This window comes from Roseomonas mucosa ATCC BAA-692 (assembly GCF_000622225.1).
GTDB classification, from domain to species: Bacteria; Pseudomonadota; Alphaproteobacteria; order Acetobacterales; family Acetobacteraceae; genus Roseomonas; species Roseomonas mucosa.
Map to the genome: position 1 here is coordinate 120,084 of NZ_JHWD01000010.1, position 18,769 is coordinate 138,852.

General features: G+C 70.9%; 18 protein-coding genes. 11 read left to right on the forward strand and 7 right to left on the reverse strand.

The window, feature by feature from the left end:
* Nucleotides 1-8 precede the first annotated feature (8 nt).
* Both BT98_RS0112445 and BT98_RS0112450 read right to left on the reverse strand, forming a co-directional pair.
* Entirely contained in the window at nucleotides 9-773 is a 765-nt protein-coding gene (locus tag BT98_RS0112445) for an alpha/beta hydrolase (RefSeq protein ID WP_019461432.1), read from the reverse strand.
* Nucleotides 770-1,933 carry a fumarylacetoacetate hydrolase family protein gene (locus BT98_RS0112450; RefSeq protein ID WP_019461433.1) on the reverse strand — a complete coding sequence of 388 codons (1,164 nt, stop codon included), beginning with the start codon at nucleotides 1,931-1,933 and terminating at the stop codon, nucleotides 770-772. The genes BT98_RS0112445 and BT98_RS0112450 overlap by 4 nt, the downstream gene beginning before the upstream one ends.
* 119 nt (nucleotides 1,934-2,052) lie before the next feature.
* Between BT98_RS0112450 and BT98_RS0112455 the strand changes: the two genes are divergently transcribed.
* The 5 genes from BT98_RS0112455 (at nucleotide 2,053) to BT98_RS0112475 (ending at nucleotide 8,804) form a co-directional block, all read left to right on the forward strand.
* A complete protein-coding gene (locus tag BT98_RS0112455) occupies nucleotides 2,053-3,171 on the forward strand; it encodes a glycosyltransferase family 4 protein (RefSeq protein WP_019461434.1) in 1,119 nt (372 codons plus the stop codon).
* Nucleotides 3,168-4,094 carry a glycosyltransferase family 9 protein gene (locus tag BT98_RS0112460; protein WP_019461435.1) on the forward strand — a complete coding sequence of 309 codons (927 nt, stop codon included), beginning with the start codon at nucleotides 3,168-3,170 and terminating at the stop codon, nucleotides 4,092-4,094. The genes BT98_RS0112455 and BT98_RS0112460 overlap by 4 nt, the downstream gene beginning before the upstream one ends.
* A 73-nt stretch (nucleotides 4,095-4,167) precedes the next feature.
* Nucleotides 4,168-6,123, forward strand: a complete 1,956-nt coding sequence (gene thrS / locus BT98_RS0112465; RefSeq protein WP_019461436.1) for a threonine--tRNA ligase — start codon at nucleotides 4,168-4,170, stop codon at nucleotides 6,121-6,123.
* 63 nt (nucleotides 6,124-6,186) lie between these two features.
* Nucleotides 6,187-6,711, forward strand: a complete 525-nt coding sequence (gene infC / locus BT98_RS0112470) for a translation initiation factor IF-3 (protein ID WP_026033249.1) — start codon at nucleotides 6,187-6,189, stop codon at nucleotides 6,709-6,711.
* A 308-nt stretch (nucleotides 6,712-7,019) separates the two neighbouring features.
* On the forward strand, nucleotides 7,020-8,804 hold the full coding sequence (locus BT98_RS0112475) for a glucan ABC transporter ATP-binding protein/ permease (RefSeq protein ID WP_019461438.1): 1,785 nt from the start codon (nucleotides 7,020-7,022) through the stop codon (nucleotides 8,802-8,804).
* 156 nt (nucleotides 8,805-8,960) lie between these two features.
* On the opposite strand, the gene BT98_RS0112480 is transcribed toward BT98_RS0112475, so the two are convergent.
* On the reverse strand, nucleotides 8,961-9,425 hold the full coding sequence (locus BT98_RS0112480) for a hypothetical protein (RefSeq protein WP_019461439.1): 465 nt from the start codon (nucleotides 9,423-9,425) through the stop codon (nucleotides 8,961-8,963).
* A gap of 213 nt (nucleotides 9,426-9,638) precedes the next feature.
* Nucleotides 9,639-10,544: an ROK family protein gene (locus BT98_RS0112485; protein WP_019461440.1), complete on the reverse strand. Its 906-nt coding sequence runs from the start codon at nucleotides 10,542-10,544 to the stop codon at nucleotides 9,639-9,641.
* A 246-nt stretch (nucleotides 10,545-10,790) separates the two neighbouring features.
* On the opposite strand from BT98_RS0112485, the gene BT98_RS0112490 reads away from it, so the two are divergent.
* The 6 genes from BT98_RS0112490 (at nucleotide 10,791) to BT98_RS0112515 (ending at nucleotide 15,991) form a co-directional block, all read left to right on the forward strand.
* A complete protein-coding gene (locus BT98_RS0112490) occupies nucleotides 10,791-11,042 on the forward strand; it encodes a sulfurtransferase TusA family protein (RefSeq protein WP_019461441.1) in 252 nt (83 codons plus the stop codon).
* 69 nt (nucleotides 11,043-11,111) lie between these two features.
* Entirely contained in the window at nucleotides 11,112-12,041 is a 930-nt protein-coding gene (locus BT98_RS0112495) for a histone deacetylase family protein (protein ID WP_026033251.1), read from the forward strand.
* 39 nt (nucleotides 12,042-12,080) lie between these two features.
* Complete coding sequence (gene xseB / locus BT98_RS0112500) at nucleotides 12,081-12,320, forward strand: exodeoxyribonuclease VII small subunit (RefSeq protein ID WP_026033252.1); 240 nt, start codon at nucleotides 12,081-12,083, stop codon at nucleotides 12,318-12,320.
* On the forward strand, nucleotides 12,317-13,228 hold the full coding sequence (locus BT98_RS0112505) for a polyprenyl synthetase family protein (RefSeq protein ID WP_019461444.1): 912 nt from the start codon (nucleotides 12,317-12,319) through the stop codon (nucleotides 13,226-13,228). The genes xseB and BT98_RS0112505 overlap by 4 nt, the downstream gene beginning before the upstream one ends.
* Nucleotides 13,229-13,253: 25 nt before the next feature.
* The gene (gene dxs / locus BT98_RS0112510; protein ID WP_019461445.1) at nucleotides 13,254-15,185 is read left to right on the forward strand and encodes a 1-deoxy-D-xylulose-5-phosphate synthase; all 1,932 of its coding nucleotides are present in this window, start codon (nucleotides 13,254-13,256) and stop codon (nucleotides 15,183-15,185) included.
* A complete protein-coding gene (locus BT98_RS0112515) occupies nucleotides 15,182-15,991 on the forward strand; it encodes a TlyA family RNA methyltransferase (protein WP_265886014.1) in 810 nt (269 codons plus the stop codon). The genes dxs and BT98_RS0112515 overlap by 4 nt, the downstream gene beginning before the upstream one ends.
* Nucleotides 15,992-16,046: 55 nt before the next feature.
* On the opposite strand, the gene BT98_RS27805 is transcribed toward BT98_RS0112515, so the two are convergent.
* From BT98_RS27805 to aroC, 3 genes are all read right to left on the reverse strand, one after another.
* The gene (locus BT98_RS27805) at nucleotides 16,047-16,235 is read right to left on the reverse strand and encodes a hypothetical protein (RefSeq protein WP_019461447.1); all 189 of its coding nucleotides are present in this window, start codon (nucleotides 16,233-16,235) and stop codon (nucleotides 16,047-16,049) included.
* Between the two features lie 126 nt (nucleotides 16,236-16,361).
* Nucleotides 16,362-17,573: a hypothetical protein gene (locus BT98_RS24245; protein WP_139323292.1), complete on the reverse strand. Its 1,212-nt coding sequence runs from the start codon at nucleotides 17,571-17,573 to the stop codon at nucleotides 16,362-16,364.
* Between the two features lie 70 nt (nucleotides 17,574-17,643).
* A complete protein-coding gene (aroC, locus tag BT98_RS0112530) occupies nucleotides 17,644-18,750 on the reverse strand; it encodes a chorismate synthase (protein ID WP_019461449.1) in 1,107 nt (368 codons plus the stop codon).
* Nucleotides 18,751-18,769 lie beyond the last annotated feature (19 nt).

The window sequence follows — 18,769 nt, forward strand, 5'->3', positions numbered from 1 at the left end:
CTGCTCCGTCAGGTGCCCTCCGGCCGGAGCAGGCCGTTCAGGCTGCGCCAGAGCAGGGCGAGATCGGCGGGGCGCGACAGGCGGTGGTCGCCGTCCTTCACCAGCGTGAGCGACACGGCGGGGCCTTCCACCGCCTCCACGATCCGCAGCGCGTGGCGCCAGGGCACTTCGGCATCCCGCATGCCCTGGAGGAGCTTCACCGGGTTGGTGTAGCCCAGGGGCCGCCCCAGCAGCAGGTTGTTCCTTCCGTCCTCCAGCAGGGCGGCGGTGAAGGGCATCGGGTCGCCATAGTCGGAGGGGCGGTAGGTCACGCCGTCGCGGGCCAGGGCGAGGCGGTCCTCCTCGGTCAGCTCGTCCGGGATCAGCACCTCGGTGAAATCGGGCGCGGCGGCGATGCCCAGCACGCCATGCACGCGCTCCTCGCCCCAGAGCCTGGCCAGGAGCAGGGCGATCCACCCGCCCATGGAGGAGCCCACCAGGATCAGCGGCTCCTCCGGCGCGCGGGCATCGATCACCGCCGCGGCGTCGGCGGTCCAGCGCGTGATGGTGCCGTCCTCGAAGCGGCCGCCGCTGCTGCCATGGCCCGAATAGTCCAGCCGCAGGAAGGCCTGCCCGCGCTCGGAGCAGCGCTCCCGCAGGTAGAGCGCCTTGGTGCCCTCCATGTCGGAACGGTAGCCGCCCAGGAAGACCACCGTCGGCCCTGTGCCCCGCAGGGCCGCCCAGGCCAGTTCCACGCCGTCGCCACGGTCGAGGCGGCCGAATTCTTCCATCATGATGCGGTCCTCGGCAGTCCACGGGCGGCCAGGGAACGGAACAGGGCACCCGCGCCGAAGCGCCAGGGCGGGCACTCGTCCGTCCGCGCCACCTGGTTGCACAATGCGCCAAGCCGCCCGGAGGCGATGCGGACCCTGTCCCCCGGGACATGGGTGAATCCGCCGCCGGGGGTGGAGCGGTCCTTGCCGGGCGAGAAGGGCGTGCCGAGGAAGAGCACGAAGCCGTCCGGATACTGGTGGTGCGCGTTGGCCGCCTGGGCCACGAGATCGGCCGGGTCGCGGCTGATCGCGCCGACCGCACCGGCCTCGTCCAGCACGAAGCCGTCCTCGCCCTCGATTCGCAGCGCGATCTCCGCGCGGCGGACATCCTCCAGTGTGAAGCCGGAATCGAAGAGGCGGATCGCCGGGCCGAGGGCCGTGGCGGCGTTGTTGTCCTTGGCCCGGCCGAGCAGCAGCGCCGAACGTCCCTCGATGTCGCGCAGGTTCACGTCGTTGCCCAGGGTGGTGCCCAGGATCTCGCCCCGCGCGTTGACGCAGAGCACCGCCTCCGGCTCCGGGTTCGACCAGGCGGAGGCGGGATGCACGCCGATCGGCGCGGCGGGGCCGACCGCCGCCAGGGGCTGGCACTTGGTGAAGACCTCGGCATCCGGCCCGATGCCAACCTCCAGGTACTGGCTCCACCAGCCCTTGGCGACGAGCGCCTCCTTCAGCCGCATCGCCTCCTCGCTGCCCGGCACCAGGGCGGCGAGGTCCTCGCCGATGATGCCGCGCACCTCGGCCCGCACCGCCTCGGCGCGGGAGGCATCGCCGCGGCAGCGCTCCTCGATCACCCGTTCCAGCATGGAGCGCACATAGGTCACGCCGCAGGCCTTGATCGCCTGCAGGTCCACCGGGGCCAGGAACCGGCCCTCCGCCAGCGCCGCCTCCGGGTCCAGCGCCAGGGGCTCGCCCCGCGCCTCGATGGCGCCGAGGGGGTCGGCCTCGTTCAGCCAGGCGCTGACCGTGCCGAAGGCGGGGGTCATGTCATAGGCCCGCCCCTGGCGCAGTGCGACGGCGACCGGCCCCGCCGGCGTGTCGAGCCGCAAGGCGAAATGGCCCTCGCGCCAGTCCTGCGGCAGGGCTGCCTGCATGGGGGATGCCTGCATGGTCGCTGCCTGCATGGGTGCGGTTCCTCTCCCGTCTTTTCAGGACTGTAGAGGCGAGGCAGGGGGCCGCCAAGCGGGCGGGCCGGCGCCGGACGGTTCCAAGCCCGCCGATTAGGCATTACAGCGGCGGCACGATGCCCACTCCCCCCGCCATCCTCCAGGTCCTGCCCGCGCTGCATTCCGGCGGCGTGGAGCGCGGCACGGTGGAGATCGCCCAGGCCATCGCCCGGGCCGGCTACCGTGCCCTGGTGGCTTCCGCCGGCGGCGCGATGGCGCGCGAGGTGGAGGCGGTGGGCGGCCGCCACGTCACCCTGCCGCTGGACCGGAAATCCCCCGCCGCGCTGGTGGCCAATGCCGGGGCGCTGGCGCGGCTGATCCGGGCGGAGGGGGTGCGGATCGTGCATGCGCGCTCCCGCTTCCCGGCCTGGTCGGCCTTCTGGGCGGCGCGGCGGACGGGGGTGCGCTTCGTTACCACCTATCACGGCGTCTACAGCGAGGATTTCCCCGGCAAGCGCCTCTACAACTCGGTCATGGTGCGCGGCGACCGGGTGATCGCCATCAGCGAGCACGTGGCCGAGGTGATCCGCCGGCGCCACGGCATCGGCCCGGACCGGCTGCGGCTGATCCCGCGCGGGGTGGATGTCTCCGCCTTCGATCCCGACGCCATCCCACCGGAACGCATCGCCGCGCTGCGCGCCGCCTGGGGCGTGCCGGAACGGCACCCGGTGGTGATGCTGCCCGGCCGCCTCAGCCGCTGGAAAGGGCAGGGCACCTTCCTCACCGCCTTGTCGCGGCTCGGCGAGGACGGGCCCACCGGCATCCTGGTGGGCGAGGGCGACTACCGCGCCGAGCTGGAGCGCGACGCCGCCACGCTGGGCCTCGGCGACCGCCTGCTGCTGCCCGGCATCACCCGCGACATGCCGGCGGCGCTGATGCTGGCCAACCTCGCGGTGCATGCCAGCACCAAGCCGGAGCCCTTCGGCCGCACGGTGATCGAGGCCCAGGCCATGCGGGTGCCGGTGATCGCCGCCGATCTCGGCGCCCCGCGCGAGACGGTGGAGGAGGGCGTCACCGGCTGGCGCGTGCCGCCCGACGACCCGGCGGCGCTGGCCGGGGCGATCCGCCGCGCCCTGGCCCTGCCGCCGGACGCGCTCGCGGCGATCGGCGCGGCGGCGCGGGCGGCGGTGCTGGCGCGCTACACCACCGCCGCGATGCAGGCGGCGACGCTGGACGTGTATCGGGAGCTGCTGTGAGGATCCTGGTCATCAAGCTCTCGGCCCTGGGCGACGTCGTGCTGGCCCTCGGCCCCTTCGCGGCGATCCGCGCGCATCATCCGGGCGCCCATGTCACCCTGCTGACCACGAAGGCCTTCGTGGACTTCACCCGGCACATGCCCTGGTTCGACGAGGTCTGGCAGGACGAGCGGCCGAGCGGGCCCGCCGGCCTGCTGCGCCTCGCGCGCCGGCTGCGGGCCGGGCGCTTCGACCGGGTCTATGACCTGCAAACCTCGGGGCGCTCCTCGCGCTACCGCCTGCTGGTCGGCGGCCGTCCCGAGTGGTCGGGCATCGCGCGCGGCGCCAGTCATCCGCACAGCAATCCGCTGCGCGATTCCATGCACACGCTGGAACGGCAGCGGGAACAGCTGGAGATGGCCGGCATCCACGACTTCCCGCCGCCGGATCTGGGCTGGCTGGATGCCGACCTGTCGCATCTCGGCCTGCCGGAACGCTTCGCCGCGCTGGTACCGGGCGCCAGCCCGAGCCGCCCGGCCAAGCGCTGGCCGCATTTCCCGGCACTGGCGGCGCTGCTGCCCCTGCCATCCGTGGTGGTGGGCGGCCCCTCCGAGGCACCGCTGGCCAGAGCGGTGCGCGCGGGGCGGCCGGACGCCATCGACCTGACCGGCCGCACCTCGCTCTTCGAGCTGGCGGCGCTGCTCCGCCGGGCCGCCTTCACCGTGGGCAACGACACCGGCCCCACCCATCTGGCGGCGGCGGTGGGCAGCCCGACCCTGACCCTGTTCGGCGCGGACAGCGATCCTGCGCTCACCGCGCCGCGCGGGGACAGGGCGGCGTCGCTGCAACGCCTGCCGCTGGACAGCCTGGACCCCGCTGCCGTCATGACAGCCCTGCGCGGCCTGGACGTGCTGCCGGCACCGTCACCATCTGCCCCACCTTGACGTGTTGCGGGCGCGGTCCCAAAGGTCGCGCCTTGTTTCACACCCCTCCCCACGCAAGGAACGGCCCGCGCCCATGCCCGTGATCACTCTGCCCGACGGATCCACCCGTTCTTTCGACGGGGCGGTGACGGGCACGACGGTCGCGGCCGCCATCGGTCCCGGCCTCGCCAAGGCGGCGCTCGCCATGGAGCTGGACGGGAAGCTGGTGGACCTCGCCACCCCGGTCGAGGTGGATTCCAGCCTCCGCTTCGTCACCCGCAAGGACCCGGAGGCGCTGGAGCTGATCCGGCACGACGCGGCGCATGTGCTGGCCGAGGCGGTGCAGGAGCTCTTCCCCGGCACCCAGGTCACCATCGGCCCGGCGATCGAGGACGGCTTCTACTACGATTTCGCCCGCAACGAGCCCTTCACCCCGGAGGACTTCCCGGCGATCGAGGCGAAGATGCGCGAGATCGTCGCGCGCAACGCGGGCTTCGTGCGCGAGGTCTGGCCGCGCGAGGAAGCGATCCGCTTCTTCGAGGAGAAGGGCGAGCGCTACAAGGCCGAGCTGATCCGTGACCTGCCGGCGGACGTGCCGATCAGCATCTACCGCCAGGGCGATTGGCTCGACCTCTGCCGCGGGCCGCATATGCGCTCGACTGGCGATATCGGCTCCGCCTTCAAGCTGATGAAGGTGGCCGGGGCCTATTGGCGTGGCGACCACCGCAACGCCATGCTGTCCCGCATCTACGCCACCGCCTGGCGCGACCAGAAGGAGCTGGATGCCTATCTGCTCCGGCTGGAGGAGGCCGAGCGCCGCGACCACCGCAAGATCGGCAAGGAGATGGACCTCTTCCACCTCCAGGAGGAAGCGGTCGGCTCCATCTTCTGGCACCCGAAGGGCTGGAAGCTCTACCGGGCGCTGGAGGACTACATGCGCCGCCGGCTGGACGATGCGGACTACCAGGAGGTCCGCACCCCGCAGCTCGTGGACCGCAAGCTCTGGATCGCTTCCGGCCACTGGGAGAAGTTCCGCGAGAACATGTTCATCGCGACCGTCGAGGACGAATCCGAGAAGGACCGCGTCCTCGCGCTGAAGCCGATGAACTGCCCCTGCCACGTGCAGATCTTCAACCAGGGCCTGCGCAGCTACCGCGAGCTGCCGCTGCGCATGGCCGAGTTCGGCGCCTGCCACCGCTACGAGCCCTCGGGCGCGCTGCACGGCATCATGCGGGTGCGCTCCTTCACCCAGGACGACGCGCACATCTTCTGCACCGAGGAGCAGATCGCGGGCGAGACGGTCAAGTTCGTGGCGCTGCTCTCCGCCATCTACCGCGACCTGGGCTTCGAGAACTTCCGGGTGAAGTTCTCCGACCGCCCGGGGAAGCGCGCCGGGACGGACGAGGTCTGGGACCACGCGGAAGGCGCGCTGCACGAGGCCTGCCGCATCGCCAATGTGGAATACGAGATGAACCCGGGGGAGGGCGCCTTCTACGGCCCGAAGCTGGAATTCGTGCTCCGCGACGCGATCGGCCGCGACTGGCAGTGCGGCACGCTGCAGGTGGATTTCGTGCTGCCGGAGCGCCTGGACGCCGAGTACGTGGCCGAGGACGGCAGCCGCAAGCGCCCGGTCATGCTGCACCGCGCCATCCTGGGCAGCTTCGAGCGCTTCATCGGCATCCTGATCGAGCAGCATGCCGGCCGCTTCCCGCTCTGGCTCGCGCCGGTGCAGGTGGTGGTGGCGACCATCGTCAGCGATGCCGATGCCTATGCCGAGCAGGTGGGACAGGCGCTGCGTGCCGCCGGGCTCCGGGTGGAGCTCGACACGCGCAACGAGAAGATCAACCGCAAGGTGGCGGACCATATTGCGGGCCGCGTGCCGCTGATGGTGGTGATCGGGCGGCGCGAGGCCGAGGAAGGGAAGATCGTGCTGCGCCGCCTGCCCGGGCGTGAACAGGAGACCCTGTCCCTGGACGAGGCCGTGGCGAAGCTGGCGGCGGAAGCCGCCCCGCCCGATGCCAAGCGCGAGAACATGGTTGCAGCGGCCTGAGCCGCGCACCATAAAATCATCCCTACGAAACCGTAACAGGAGCTAACCCTGGCCCGAGGCCCTATTCCGAACCAGCTTCCCACCCGCGACGGTCCGCGGGTGAACGAGGATATCCGCGTCCCGCAGGTCCGCCTGATCGATCAGGACGGCGAGATGCTCGGCGTGATGAGCGCGCGCGAGGCCCTGCTGCGTGCCTATGATGTGGGAATGGATCTCCTGGAGATCAGCCCGAACGCCGATCCGCCGGTCTGCAAGATCACCGACTACGGCAAGTACAAGTACGAGCAGCAGAAGAAGGCCAACGAGGCCCGCAAGAAGCAGAAGGTCGTCGAGATCAAGGAGATCAAGGTACGGCCGAACATCGATGACCACGACTACGAGGTGAAGATGCGCGCCGCGCGCTCCTTCATCGAGGAAGGCGACAAGGTCAAGGTGACGCTTCGTTTCCGCGGCCGCGAGATGGCGCACCAGGATCTGGGTGCCAAGGTGCTGGAGCGGATCCGGACCGAGCTGGGCGACACCGTGAAGGTGGAATCCATGCCGCGCCTGGAGAACCGCCAGATGATCATGGTCCTGGCACCGAAGTAGGATCTGCTGCGCCGCTCCGGAGGTTCCTCCTTCCGGCTGGCGCGTTCCCATGGGGCGATCCGGTTCCGGCTCGCCCATTCCGGCTGGCGGTGGGCTTCGCGGCCCGGCCACCTGGCCGCGCTTGCGCCATCGGCGGCGCCTCGCGCGGCATGTCGGGCCGGGCGCCGCGCACCGATGGAAAAAAAGGCGGCCCGGCATGGTCAGCCGAAGCGGGGATGACGCGTTCCCGCCCTGACCGGCCGGCGTGCCCCGGGCTTGCGGCCCATCGCCGGCTGACGGAGTTTGTGCCGGCAAGGTGAGGGAGCCGCATGCATTTCATCCGCCTCTACGCCAGGGTGCTGGGTCTCCTGGCGCCAGACAAATGGGTCGCGATCGGCCTCGCCTTCTCCGCTCTGGCCCTGGCCGGGCTGCAGTTCCTGGAGCCTGTCCTGTTCGGGCGGGTGGTGGACGTCCTTTCCGCCTCCGGCCGCCTGCCCGCCAGCGAGATCTGGCGCCAGGCCATGGCCTTGCTGGTGGTCTGGGGGGCGGTGGGCCTCACCGGGATCGCGGCGAATGTCGCGACCTCGCTGCTGGCGGACCGGATGTCGCACCGGAACCGGCTGGTCTCGATGCACCGCTTCTTCCAGCACGTGCTGTCGCTGCCGCTGTCCTTCCATGGCGACACGCAGTCCGGCCGGATCATGAAGATCATGCTCTCCGGCTCGGACAAGCTGTTCTCGCTCTGGCTGGGCTTCTTCCGCGAGCACCTGATGACCTTCCTCTCGGCCATCGTGCTCCTGCCCCTGACCCTCTTCCTGAACTGGCGCCTGGGCCTGCTGCTCATGGCCCTGGTGGTGATCTTCGTCACCGTCTCGATCTTCGTGATCAAGCGCACCCAGGCGGCGCAGGAGCATGTGGAGAAGCTCCATTCCGGCCTCGCGGGCAATGTGCAGGATGCGCTGTCGAACGTGACGGTGGTGCAGGCCTTCACCCGGATCAATGCCGAGACCCGGGCCTTCGGCGACACCATCCAGCAGGTCCTGGCGCACCAGTTCCCGGTGCTGAACTGGTGGGCGGTGGTGACGGTGATGACCCGCGCCTGCTCCACCATCTGCATCATCCTGATCTTCCTGCTCGGCACCTGGCTGCACATGCGGGGGCAGGCGACGGTGGGCGAGATCGTCTCCTTCATGGGCTTCGCCAACATGCTGATCTCCCGCATGGAGGGCGCGGTGGCCTTCGCCTCGCAGACCGTGCTGCAGATGCCCGCCCTGGCGGAGATGTTCGCCGTGCTGGATGCCCGCTCCTCCGTGCCGGAGAAGCCGAACGCCGTCGATATCGTCCAGGCGAAGGGCGAGGTGCGCTTCGAGAACGTGGCCTTCGGCTATCCGGGCGGTCCGCTGATCCTCAAGGACGTCTCCTTCACCGCGCCGCAGGGCCGCACCCTGGCCCTGGTCGGCCAGACCGGCGCCGGCAAGTCCACCGCCATGTCGCTGCTCCAGCGGCTCTGGGACCCGGTCTCCGGCCGGATCACCCTGGATGGGCACGACCTGCGGGACATCTCGCTGAATTCGCTGCGCGGCAATATCGGCGTGGTCTTCCAGGATTCGATGCTGTTCAACCGCACCATCCGCGAGAACCTGCTGATCGGCCGGCCCGACGCGACGCAGGAGCAGATCGAGCACGCCTGCCGCATGGCCGAGGCGCACGACTTCATCATGCGCCAGCCCCAGGGCTACGAAACGCTCATCGGCGAGCGTGGCAGCACGCTCTCGGGCGGGCAGAAGCAGCGCCTTTCCATCGCCCGCGCGCTGCTGAAGGATCCGCCGGTGCTGATCCTGGACGAGGCGACGAGCGCACTCGACACCGCCACCGAGGCCCGGGTGCAGAAGGCGCTGAAGGCCCTGATGGCGGGGCGTACCACCTTCATCATCGCCCACCGGCTTTCCACCGTCCGGGACGCGGACGAGATCATGGTGTTCGATTCCGGCTACATCACGGAACGCGGCACCTTTGACGAGCTGGTGGCGCTGAACGGCCGCTTCGCCGAGCTGGTGAAGACCCAGCTCGCCGGGACCGCCCCGGTGAGCCAGCCGGCCCCGGTGCCGGCCTGAAAGGGCCGTGCGGGGCGAGCCTCCCTCCGCCCCGCCGCTTGCCGGGATCACCCCGGAGGGAGGCCGGAACACGAAAAAGCCGCCACGGACCCGTGGCGGCTTTTTCTTCTCCCGCTGGTTCCCCTTCCCGCGAGGCAGGAAGGGGGTGGCCCCCGATTACTGCACGAGACGCAGGGTGCCGTCGGGGCCGCGTTCATAGACGCCGCCACCCCCGAGATAGGCGCCGTTGCTGGCACTGCGACCGGTCGTGTGGCCGCGATTGCCACGCAGATGCGCCGGGCCGGTGCCGGGGCCGCCCTCCACCGCCGAGGAACCGGCGCCGCTGACATCCCGCGGCGTCGATCCCGGGGCGGCATAGGTGGTGCCGGTCCGGTTCATCTGGGGGCTGTTGACGCGTGAGGAGCCGGCGTCGCTGTTGTCGCGCGGCGTGGAGCCATAGCCGGGACGGCTCGTTGCCGGCCGGTTCAGCATCGGCGTATCGACGCCGGAGGAACCTGCGCCGCTGTTGTCGCGGGGCGTGGCGCCCGGCCGGGCCTGGGTGTCCGGCATCGACTGTGCCGAGGCAGCACCGGCCCCGAGGGCCAAGGCCAGGGCGCAGGCCGAGAGCAAGGTCTTGTTCATTGTTGGTCTCCTTGGGCAGACCCTGTGGAGAAGTGATTCCCCTGCGTTTCAGGGTCCTTCTTCTCCCGGCTGGTCTCCCCGGCTTAACGGAGACTTTGCCGGCAAGTTGCGGTCACCTCATCGCGCCACGAGACGGGCAAGAAGTCCGGCCGGGCATTTCGGCGGCCAAGTTCCCGCCCGGCTTCCGGTGGCGAGGACTTCGGCTCCTGTTCTTCAGCCGCGGTCCCAGAGCCGGGCGGCGCCGAAGACGCCCGAACTGTCCCCGTGCTTCGCCTGCACGATGTTGATCCGGCGAGAATCCCCGAAGATCCAGGGTTCCATCAGGCGCGGCACCTCGTGGTAGCAGTGCTCCAGATTCGAGACGCCGCCGCCGAGCACGATCACGTCCGGGTCCAGCATGTTCGTCAGGTTGGCCAGGGCCCGGGCCAGCCGGTCGGCGTGGCGCTCCAGCCCGGCACGGGCGATGGCATCGCCGGCGGCGGCCTGCTCGCCGATCGCGGAGGCGTCCCGGTGGCCGGGACCATAGGTGTCGATGGCCAGGCCGGGGCCGGAAAGATAGGTCTCCAGGCAGTTCGGGTTGCCGCACCAGCAATGGGTGCCCGGCATCTCCTCGGCGCGCATCCAGGGCAGGGGGGTGTGCCCCCATTCGCCGGCGATCCGGTTTGGACCGTCCAGCGGATAGCCGTTCACCACGATGCCGGCGCCGCAGCCCGTGCCCAGGATCACCGCGAAGACGACCGGATAGCCCCGGCCCGCCCCGTCGGCGGCCTCGCTCATCGCCAGGCAGTTGGCGTCGTTCATGACCCGGACCTCGCGGCCGATGGCATTGGCCAGATCGACGTCGAGCGGATGCCCGTTCATCTCCTGCGTGTTGGCGTTCCGCACCAGGCCGGTATGGGGGCTGATGCTGCCCGGGATGCCGATGCCGATGGTCGGCCTCGCATCGGTGCCCTGGAACTCCGCCTGCGCCTCCGCCACCAGCGCGGCGATGTTGTTCACGATGTCGTCATAGGCCCGGGGTGTCGGCCTGCGCCTGCGAAGGCGCACGCGGCCATCCTCGTCCAGGGCGACGATCTCCGTCTTCGTGCCACCCAGATCCACGCCAAGCTTGATGCGCATGACCAGCCTCGTTCTCCTGCCCCGGAGGCTGCGGCAAGACGGGGAGGCCGGCAAGCGGGACCGCGTGCCGCCGGGGCACCCCGCCGGTGGTCATGGAAGCGGGACGTGACGCGGGGCACGGAGCCGGGCAGAGAGGGGCGCGACAGGGACCACAGCCGGACACAGTCCGGTGACCGGCCCGGCCGGAAGGCCCGGCGGGTTCCGCCGTGCTGGACAGCCTGGCGCTGGAGTGATGGAATTGCGACGATGAGCGAGACGGTGCTCGACGTGAAGGGGCTGAGCTGCCCCCTGCCGGTGCTGAAGGCGAACAAGGCCCTTCGATCCCTGCCTGCCGGGGCACGGCTGACGGTGCTGGCCACGGACCCGGCCAGCGTCAAGGATTTCCAGGCCTATGCCCGGGAGACCGGCCATGCGCTCGTCAGCTTCAGCGAGGGGGCGGGCCTGTACCGCTTCACGCTGCGAAAGCGGAAGGACACGGTCGCGTCCGAAGCCGGCTGACCCGGCGCGGGAGGGGGGCCGGCCCAGGGGGACAGACCGCCGGGGCCGGGGCAGGGGGAAGAAGAACAAGTGGATCTTCTGTTGCTGACGCACCGGGCATGCCTGGGTCACGACATGGGCTTCGAGGCCATGGAACGCCCGGCGCGCCTGCGCGTGGTGCTGGAGGCGCTGGAGGCGCAGTGCTTCTCGATGCTGGCGCGGGAGGAAGCGCCCCGTGCGACGCGCGAGCAGCTGATGCGCGTGCATCCGGCCAGCTATGTGGACACCATCCTGGCGACGCGGCCCGAAGGCGACGGGCATGTGGTGATCGACGGCGACACGGCCATGGGCTCGGGCAGCGCCGAGGCCGCGCTGCACGCCGCCGGGGCCGGAATCGCCGCCGTGGATGCGGTGATGCGCGGCGAGTTCGCCAGGGCCTTCTGCGCCGTGCGGCCGCCTGGGCACCATGCGGAGCCCGCGCGGGCCATGGGCTTCTGCCTCTTCTCGAACATCGCCGTCGCGGCCCGCCACGCCCAGGAGGTGCACGGCGCGGGACGGGTGGCGATCCTGGATTTTGACGTGCACCACGGCAACGGCACCCAGGCGGTGTTCGAGCGCGATCCCAGCGTCTTCTTCGCCTCCTCGCACCAGATGCCGCTCTATCCCGGCACCGGCGCCGCGAGCGAGCGCGGCATGGGCAATATCCTCAATGTCGCCCTGCCGCCGGGCGCCAAGGGCGACGAGTTCCGGGCCGCCTGGTCGGAGCGTATCCTGCCCGCGGTGGAAGGCTTCTCCCCCGGCCTCATCCTGGTCTCGGCGGGCTTCGACGCCCATGCCCGCGACCCGCTGGCCCATCTCCGCCTGACGGAAGCGGATTTCGCCTGGGTGACCGGCGAAATTTGCGCGGTTGCAAGGCGGGTCTGCGGTGGGCGGGTGGTATCCATGCTCGAAGGCGGCTACGACCTGGACGCGCTGGCCCGTTCCGTGGCCGCGCATGTGCGGGCCCTGATGGATGCCTGAGACATGGATAACGGGGACCGGCTTCTGGAAACGAGGTTCATGAACGACACGTCGCCCGTGGTGGAAACGCTTTCCTTCGAGGAGGCGCTGCGCGAGCTCGAGGAGATCGTCCGCAGCCTGGAGCGCGGCGATGCTTCCCTGGAGACGGCGATCGCCAGCTACACCCGCGGCACCGCCCTGCGGGCCCATTGCGAGCGGAAGCTGAACGAGGCGGAGCAGCGCGTGCAGGCGATCGTCCCCGGCCCCAACGGCCCGTCGCTGCGGGAGATCGAGGAATGAGCGGCCAGGCCATGCCGACATCCCTGACCATGGCGCTCACCGCCGCGCAGGGGGAGATCGAGCAGGCGCTCGACATCCTGCTGCCGCGCGAGGAAGGGCGGGAGGCGCCGCTCTTCGCCGCGATGCGCTATGCCGCCATGGGCGGAGGCAAGCGGATGCGGGGCTTCCTGGTGCTGGAGGGCGCGCGGCAGTTCAACGTCGCCCGCGCCTCCGCGCTGCGCGTCGCCGCCGCCATCGAGATGCTGCACGCCTATTCGCTGGTGCATGACGACCTGCCCGCGATGGACGACGACGACCTCCGCCGCGGCAAGCCCACCGTCCACAAGCAGTGGGACGAGGCCACCGCCATCCTGGTCGGCGACGCGTTGCAGACCCAGGCCTTCGCCGTGCTGGCGGCGCCCGACACGCATCCCGATCCGGCGGTGCGGGCGGAGCTCTGCCTGCACCTGGCCCTGGCCTCCGGCGCGCGCGGCATGGTGGGCGGGCAGATGCTCGACATCCTGGCCGAAAGCGCCACGGAGCCCATGACCCAGGCCGAGATCGGGCGGCTGCAACTGCTCAAGACCGGCAAGCTGATCGAGTTCTCGGCCGAGGCCGGCGCGATCCTGGGCAAGGCGCCCGCCGCGCAGCGCATGGTGCTCTGCTCCTACGGGCACGATGTCGGCGCCGCCTTCCAGATCGCCGACGACCTGCTGGACGCCACCGCCACGGTGGAGGAGGCGGGCAAGGCCACCGGCAAGGATGCCGGTGCGGGCAAGGCCACCCTGGTCAGCCTGCTCGGCCTCGAACGCGCCCAGGTCCAGGCCGAACGCCTCGTCGCCCAGGCGCGGCGGCATCTCGACAGCTTCGGGGAGAAGGCGGAACTTCTGCGCCAGCTCGCCGACTACGCGATCCAGCGTAGGAACTGACACCATCCACGCGGCCGGAGGACCCATGTCACGACCCAGCACGCCGCTGCTTGACCGCGTCCGCATCCCGGCGGACCTGCGCAACCTTTCGGCCGAACAGCTCCGCCAACTCGCCAGTGAGCTGCGGGCGGAAACCATCGACGCGGTGAGCGGCACGGGGGGGCATCTCGGCGCCTCCCTCGGGGTGATCGAGCTGACGGTGGCCATCCACGCCGTCTTCGACACGCCGGCCGACCGGCTGATCTGGGATGTCGGCCACCAGGCCTACCCGCACAAGATCCTCACCGGGCGGCGCGACCGCATCCGCACCCTGCGGCAGCCCGGGGGCCTGTCCGGCTTCACCCGGCGGTCGGAAAGCGAGTACGACCCCTTCGGCGCGGCGCATTCCTCGACCTCGATCTCCGCCGGCCTCGGCATGGCGGTGGCGCGAGACCTGAAGGGCGACGCGCGCAACGTCATCGCCGTGATCGGCGACGGCGCGATGAGCGCCGGCATGGCCTACGAGGCCATGAACAACGCCGGCGCCATGAAGTCCCGCCTGATCGTGGTGCTCAACGACAACGACATGTCGATCGCCCCGCCGGTGGGGGCGCTCTCGGCCTATCTGTCGCGCACCATCTCCTCGCGGCCCTTCCTCTCCATCCGGGACGTGATGGGCAAGCTGGCGAAGCGCTTCCCGGCGCCGCTGGCCCGCGCCGCGGAACGGGCGGACGAATACGCGCGCGGGCTGCTGACCGGCGGCACGCTGTTCGAGGAGCTGGGCTTCTACTATGTCGGCCCGATCGACGGCCACGACCTCGACGCGCTGCTGCCGGTGCTGCGGAACCTGCGCGACGCGGATGAGGGGCAGCCGGTCCTGCTGCATGTCGTGACCAAGAAGGGCAAGGGCTACGCCCCGGCGGAATCCGCACCCGACAAGTACCACGGCGTGCAGAAGTTCAACGTCGTCACGGGTGAGCAGCAGAAGGCGCCCCCCGGCCCGCCGGCCTACACCAGGGTCTTCGCCAATGCGCTGATCGCCGAGGCGGAGCGCGACGACCGGATCGTGGCGGTCACCGCCGCCATGCCCTCCGGCACCGGCCTCGACCTTTTCGGCAAGCGCTTCCCGAAGCGCACCTTCGACGTGGGCATCGCCGAGCAGCATGGCGTCACCTTCGCCGCCGGCATGGCGACGGAAGGGATGAAGCCCTTCTGCGTGATCTACTCGACCTTCCTGCAACGCGCCTACGACCAGGTGATGCACGACGTGGCGCTGCAGAACCTGCCGGTGCGCTTCGCCATGGACCGGGCCGGGCTGGTCGGCGCGGATGGCGCCACCCATGCGGGGTCCTTCGACATCGCCTATCTCGGCTGCCTGCCGAACATGGTGCTGATGGCCCCGGCCGACGAGGTGGAGCTGGTCCACATGACGGCCACGGCGGCGGCCCATGACGCCGGGCCGATCGCCTTCCGCTATCCGCGCGGCGAGGGCACCGGGCTCGCCGCCCTGCCGCAGCGGGGCGAGATCCTGCCGATCGGCAAGGGCCGCATCCTGCGCGAGGGCACGGCGGTCGCGCTGCTGTCCTACGGCACGCGGCTCGCGGAATGCCTGAAGGCGGCGGACGAGCTGGCGGCGCAGGGGCTTTCCTGCACCGTGGCCGATGCGCGCTTCGCCAAGCCGCTGGACACGGCCCTGGTGGAGCAGCTGGCCCGTCACCACGGCGTGCTGGTGACGATCGAGGAAGGCTCGGTCGGCGGCTTCGGCAGCTTCGTGGCGCAGCATCTGGCCTGGAAGGGCCTGCTGGATGGCGGGCTGCGCTTCCGGCCGATGGTGCTGCCCGACCGCTACATCGACCACAACAACCCGCGGAAGCAGTACGACGAGGCCGCGCTGAACGCCGCCCATGTGGTGGCGACGGTGCAGTCGGCCCTGGGCTCCGCTGCGGGGGGCGCGGCGCTGGCGCCCGCCAGGGCGTGAAGGCGGATCGGAAGGCGGAGGCCGGGGCGCCCGCCCCGCGCGCGCCTTCCGGCCCCGCCGCCGGCAAGACCCGCGCCGACCAGGCCCTGGTGGACCGTGGCCTCGCCGAGAGCCGCACCCGGGCCCAGGCGCTGATCCTGGCCGGCAAGGTCTTTTCCGGCGAGGCACGGGTGGACAAGCCGGGCCAGCCGGTGAAGCCGGACATGCCCCTCCAGGTGCGGGGGCAGGAACACCCCTGGGTCTCGCGCGGCGGCGTCAAGCTGGCCCATGCCCTGGGCCATTTCGGCCTCAAGCCCGACGGGCGCACCTGCATTGATGTCGGCGCCTCCACCGGCGGCTTCACCGACGTGCTGCTGAAGCACGGGGCGGCGAAGGTCTTTGCCGTGGATGTCGGCCATGGCCAGCTGGCCTGGAGCCTGCGCCAGGACCCGCGCGTGGTGGTGATGGAGCGGACGAACGCCCGCTACATCGACGCCACCCATGTCCCGGAGCCCCTGGGTGCCGTGGTCTGCGACGCGTCCTTCATCGGGCTGCGCACCGTCCTGCCGGCGGCGCTCGGCCTCGCGGCGCCCGGGGCCTGGGCCGCCGCGCTGATCAAGCCGCAGTTCGAGGCGGGACCGGATGCCGTGGGCAAGGGCGGCGTGGTGCGCGACCCGAACGTCCATCGCCGGGTCTGCAACATGATCCGGGAATGGTGGACGGGGCTGGAGGGCTGGTCGGTTCTCGGGGTGACGGAAAGTCCGATCACCGGTCCCGAAGGGAACAAGGAGTTCCTGATCGCCGCCCGCCGGGACGGGAGCTCCTGAACCGGAGCCCTGCCGCCGGGATCGATCCGGGAGGGACGTGCCTTCCCCGGGGGCGTCAGGCCGTGGTCTGGACGGAAACGGCCGGCGTGGCAGTCATGACGTGGCTGCCAGCGCCATCGGCAGGGTTCTGCGTACGAAGCTGCGCAAGAAGATTCCAGACGCGATCCGGATCCATTCTGATCTCCGGATCGTTAATGAGACGGTCCAACTCCTCGAGTGCGTTCTCGAGCTCGCTATCGGTCATCCGACCTTCCCCGAATTTTGCACTGCAACGTGCCGACAATGCCCCTCGGGGCAATGGCCTGCAACAACAACATTCATAAAGTCGCAAGGTTTTCCGGAACGCACTATTCGGCGCAGTCTGCCGGGATCAGCCGCACGACTCAACCGAGGGTAGCAAAGCCGAAAGGCGGCCCTGCGGATGCGAGGGGTGGCGGAAGCGCAGCTCGCCACCGGGAGTCGCGTCGGGCGGCACCATGCCGAACATCTCCATCCGGGTGGCGCAGCTCACCGCGACCACATGGCGCGCCGCGGGCTGGGTGAGGAAGCGGCGCACCGCCCCTTCCAGCTCCAGGCTCTCGCGCAGGCTGCGCCATTCCGTCCGGTTCAGGTCCTCCAGGAACATGGCCAGAATGCCGGGGCGCGTGCCGCTGAGGCGGGAGGCCGCCAGGGTGGCGTGGCGGCAGAGGGCGGCGGCGATGCCGTTCTCCCGCCCGGACCGCGCGGCGATCACCAGGATGTTGCCGCCGCTGGGGTCCCCGGCCATGGCGAGATGCGTGTCGGGGCCGAACTGGGCGCGCAGCACCGCGGGCAGCGCGGCCTGCGCCCCGGCGACCAGCAGCGGATCGAGCTTCAGCACCGCCGCCTGGTCGGCATCGTGGCGCTTGCGGGAGGACAGGAGGGCGGTGATACGCCGGTGCAGCTCGGCGACGTGCTCCGGCTCCTGGATGCCGTCCGGCAGCGTCACCTTGAGGACATAGCGGCCCGGATGCGCCGAGAGCCAGGTGTGCAGGTCGGGATTCACCCGGTCCACCAGCGTGCACCAGCCGCTGTGGTGCAGGGGACGCCCCTCGTCGGCGAGCGCCGTCCCGCAGACGATCTCCGCCTCCGCCTCCTCCCGCCGGATCAGCAGGTCGTGCGGCGTGCCGTCGATCAGGCCTGCATGATGCACGATGAAGCCGCGCGAGCGCTGAAGGCTCGCCACCCGCAGCATGTGGAAGAGGGGGATGAGATTGGCCTGCCCCGTCAGCCCGGCGGCAAGCAGGTGGCGCAGCCGGTCGCGCGGCCCGGGCGGCAGGGTCGCGGCCAGCTCCACCGCCTCCCGCGCGAAATCCAGCGCCCGCGCCTCGGTGGCGGCGCTGCCTGGCCGGCCCAGGCTGGCCTGGGCCTCGCCGCCGAAGATGCGGGCCAGGGCGAGTTCGAGGGCATGGCGCTGTTGCAGGGCACGGGCGCTGAAGGAACGGCGGCGGGAGGCCTCGCTGATGTCGGAAAGGCGCTGAAGCCATGCCTCCTCGCCGGCGAGATCGAGGAACGCGTCCTTGATGGCGTGATGAGACCCTGCCGCATACGCCATACGGATCAACCCTCCGAAACCGCACCGCCGCTAAATCCCGAGTTTCGGGATCGGTCAATCAAACGTCTTCGTGAGGCGCTCAGTTGCGCGGCAGGCGGGCGCGGGTGGGGGCATCCGGGTTCTGGGCGCGGTGGCGCAGCAGGTGGTCGGCCAGCACGCAGGCCATCATGGCCTCGCCCACCGGCACGGCGCGGATGCCGACGCAGGGATCGTGGCGGCCCTTGGTGACCAGTTCCACATCCGCCCCGAAACGGTCCACCGCCCGGCGCGGCCAGAGGATGGAGGAGGTGGGCTTCACCGCGAAGCGCGCGACGACCGGCTGGCCGGTGGAGATGCCGCCCAGGATGCCGCCGGCATGGTTGGCGGAGAAGAGCACCTCGCCCTCCGCTCCCATGCGCATCTCGTCCGCGTTCTCCTCGCCGGACAGGGCGGCGGCGGCGAAGCCCTCGCCGATCTCGACGCCCTTCACCGCGTTGATGCTCATCAGCGCGGCGGCGAGGTCGGCGTCCAGCTTGCCATAGAGCGGCGCGCCCAGGCCGGGCGGCACGCCCTCCGCCACCACCTCGATGACGGCGCCGATGCTGCTGCCGGCCTTGCGGATCGCCATCAGCCGCTCCTCCCAGCGCGCGGCGGCGCCGGCATCGGGGCAGAAGAGGGCGTTGCGCTCCACCTCGGCCCAGTTCCAGGTGGAGCGGTCCACCCCGTCGCCGCCCAGCGCCACCATGGCGCCGCGGATGCGGATCTCCGGCCCCAGCACCCTGCGCGCCACCGCCCCCGCGGCGACCCGCATCGCGGTCTCCCGCGCCGAGGACCGGCCGCCGCCGCGATAGTCCCGCACCCCGTATTTCAGGTGGTAGGCGAGGTCGGCATGGCCCGGACGGAAGCGGTCGGCGATCTCGCCATAGTCGCGGGATCGCTGGTCCTGGTTCGTGATCTCCAGCGCGATCGGCGTGCCGGTGGTCAGGCCCTCGAAGGTGCCGGACAGGATGCGGACCTCGTCGGGCTCCTGCCGCTGCGTCACCAGCTTCGACTGGCCAGGGCGGCGCTTGTCGAGGAAGGGCTGGATATCCGCCTCGTCGAGCGGCAGGCCGGGCGGGCAGCCATCCACGACGCAGCCGATGGCGGGGCCGTGGCTCTCCCCCCAGGTGGTCACGCGGAACAGGTGGCCGAAGCTGTTGTGCGACATGGGGGCAGGGCGCCTGGAA

What these genes read in the sequence shown, in the direction of transcription:
- BT98_RS0112445 (WP_019461432.1), bottom strand. Translation starts at nt 773, where the DNA reads ATGATGGAAGAATTCGGCCGCCTCGACCGTGGCGACGGCGTGGAACTG.
- BT98_RS0112450 (WP_019461433.1), bottom strand. Translation starts at nt 1,933, where the DNA reads ATGCAGGCAGCGACCATGCAGGCATCCCCCATGCAGGCAGCCCTGCCG.
- BT98_RS0112455 (WP_019461434.1), top strand. Translation starts at nt 2,053, where the DNA reads ATGCCCACTCCCCCCGCCATCCTCCAGGTCCTGCCCGCGCTGCATTCC.
- thrS (WP_019461436.1), top strand. Translation starts at nt 4,168, where the DNA reads ATGCCCGTGATCACTCTGCCCGACGGATCCACCCGTTCTTTCGACGGG.
- BT98_RS0112475 (WP_019461438.1), top strand. Translation starts at nt 7,020, where the DNA reads ATGCATTTCATCCGCCTCTACGCCAGGGTGCTGGGTCTCCTGGCGCCA.
- BT98_RS0112480 (WP_019461439.1), bottom strand. Translation starts at nt 9,425, where the DNA reads ATGAACAAGACCTTGCTCTCGGCCTGCGCCCTGGCCTTGGCCCTCGGG.
- BT98_RS0112485 (WP_019461440.1), bottom strand. Translation starts at nt 10,544, where the DNA reads ATGCGCATCAAGCTTGGCGTGGATCTGGGTGGCACGAAGACGGAGATC.
- BT98_RS0112490 (WP_019461441.1), top strand. Translation starts at nt 10,791, where the DNA reads ATGAGCGAGACGGTGCTCGACGTGAAGGGGCTGAGCTGCCCCCTGCCG.
- xseB (WP_026033252.1), top strand. Translation starts at nt 12,081, where the DNA reads ATGAACGACACGTCGCCCGTGGTGGAAACGCTTTCCTTCGAGGAGGCG.
- BT98_RS0112505 (WP_019461444.1), top strand. Translation starts at nt 12,317, where the DNA reads ATGAGCGGCCAGGCCATGCCGACATCCCTGACCATGGCGCTCACCGCC.
- dxs (WP_019461445.1), top strand. Translation starts at nt 13,254, where the DNA reads ATGTCACGACCCAGCACGCCGCTGCTTGACCGCGTCCGCATCCCGGCG.
- BT98_RS27805 (WP_019461447.1), bottom strand. Translation starts at nt 16,235, where the DNA reads ATGACCGATAGCGAGCTCGAGAACGCACTCGAGGAGTTGGACCGTCTC.
- aroC (WP_019461449.1), bottom strand. Translation starts at nt 18,750, where the DNA reads ATGTCGCACAACAGCTTCGGCCACCTGTTCCGCGTGACCACCTGGGGG.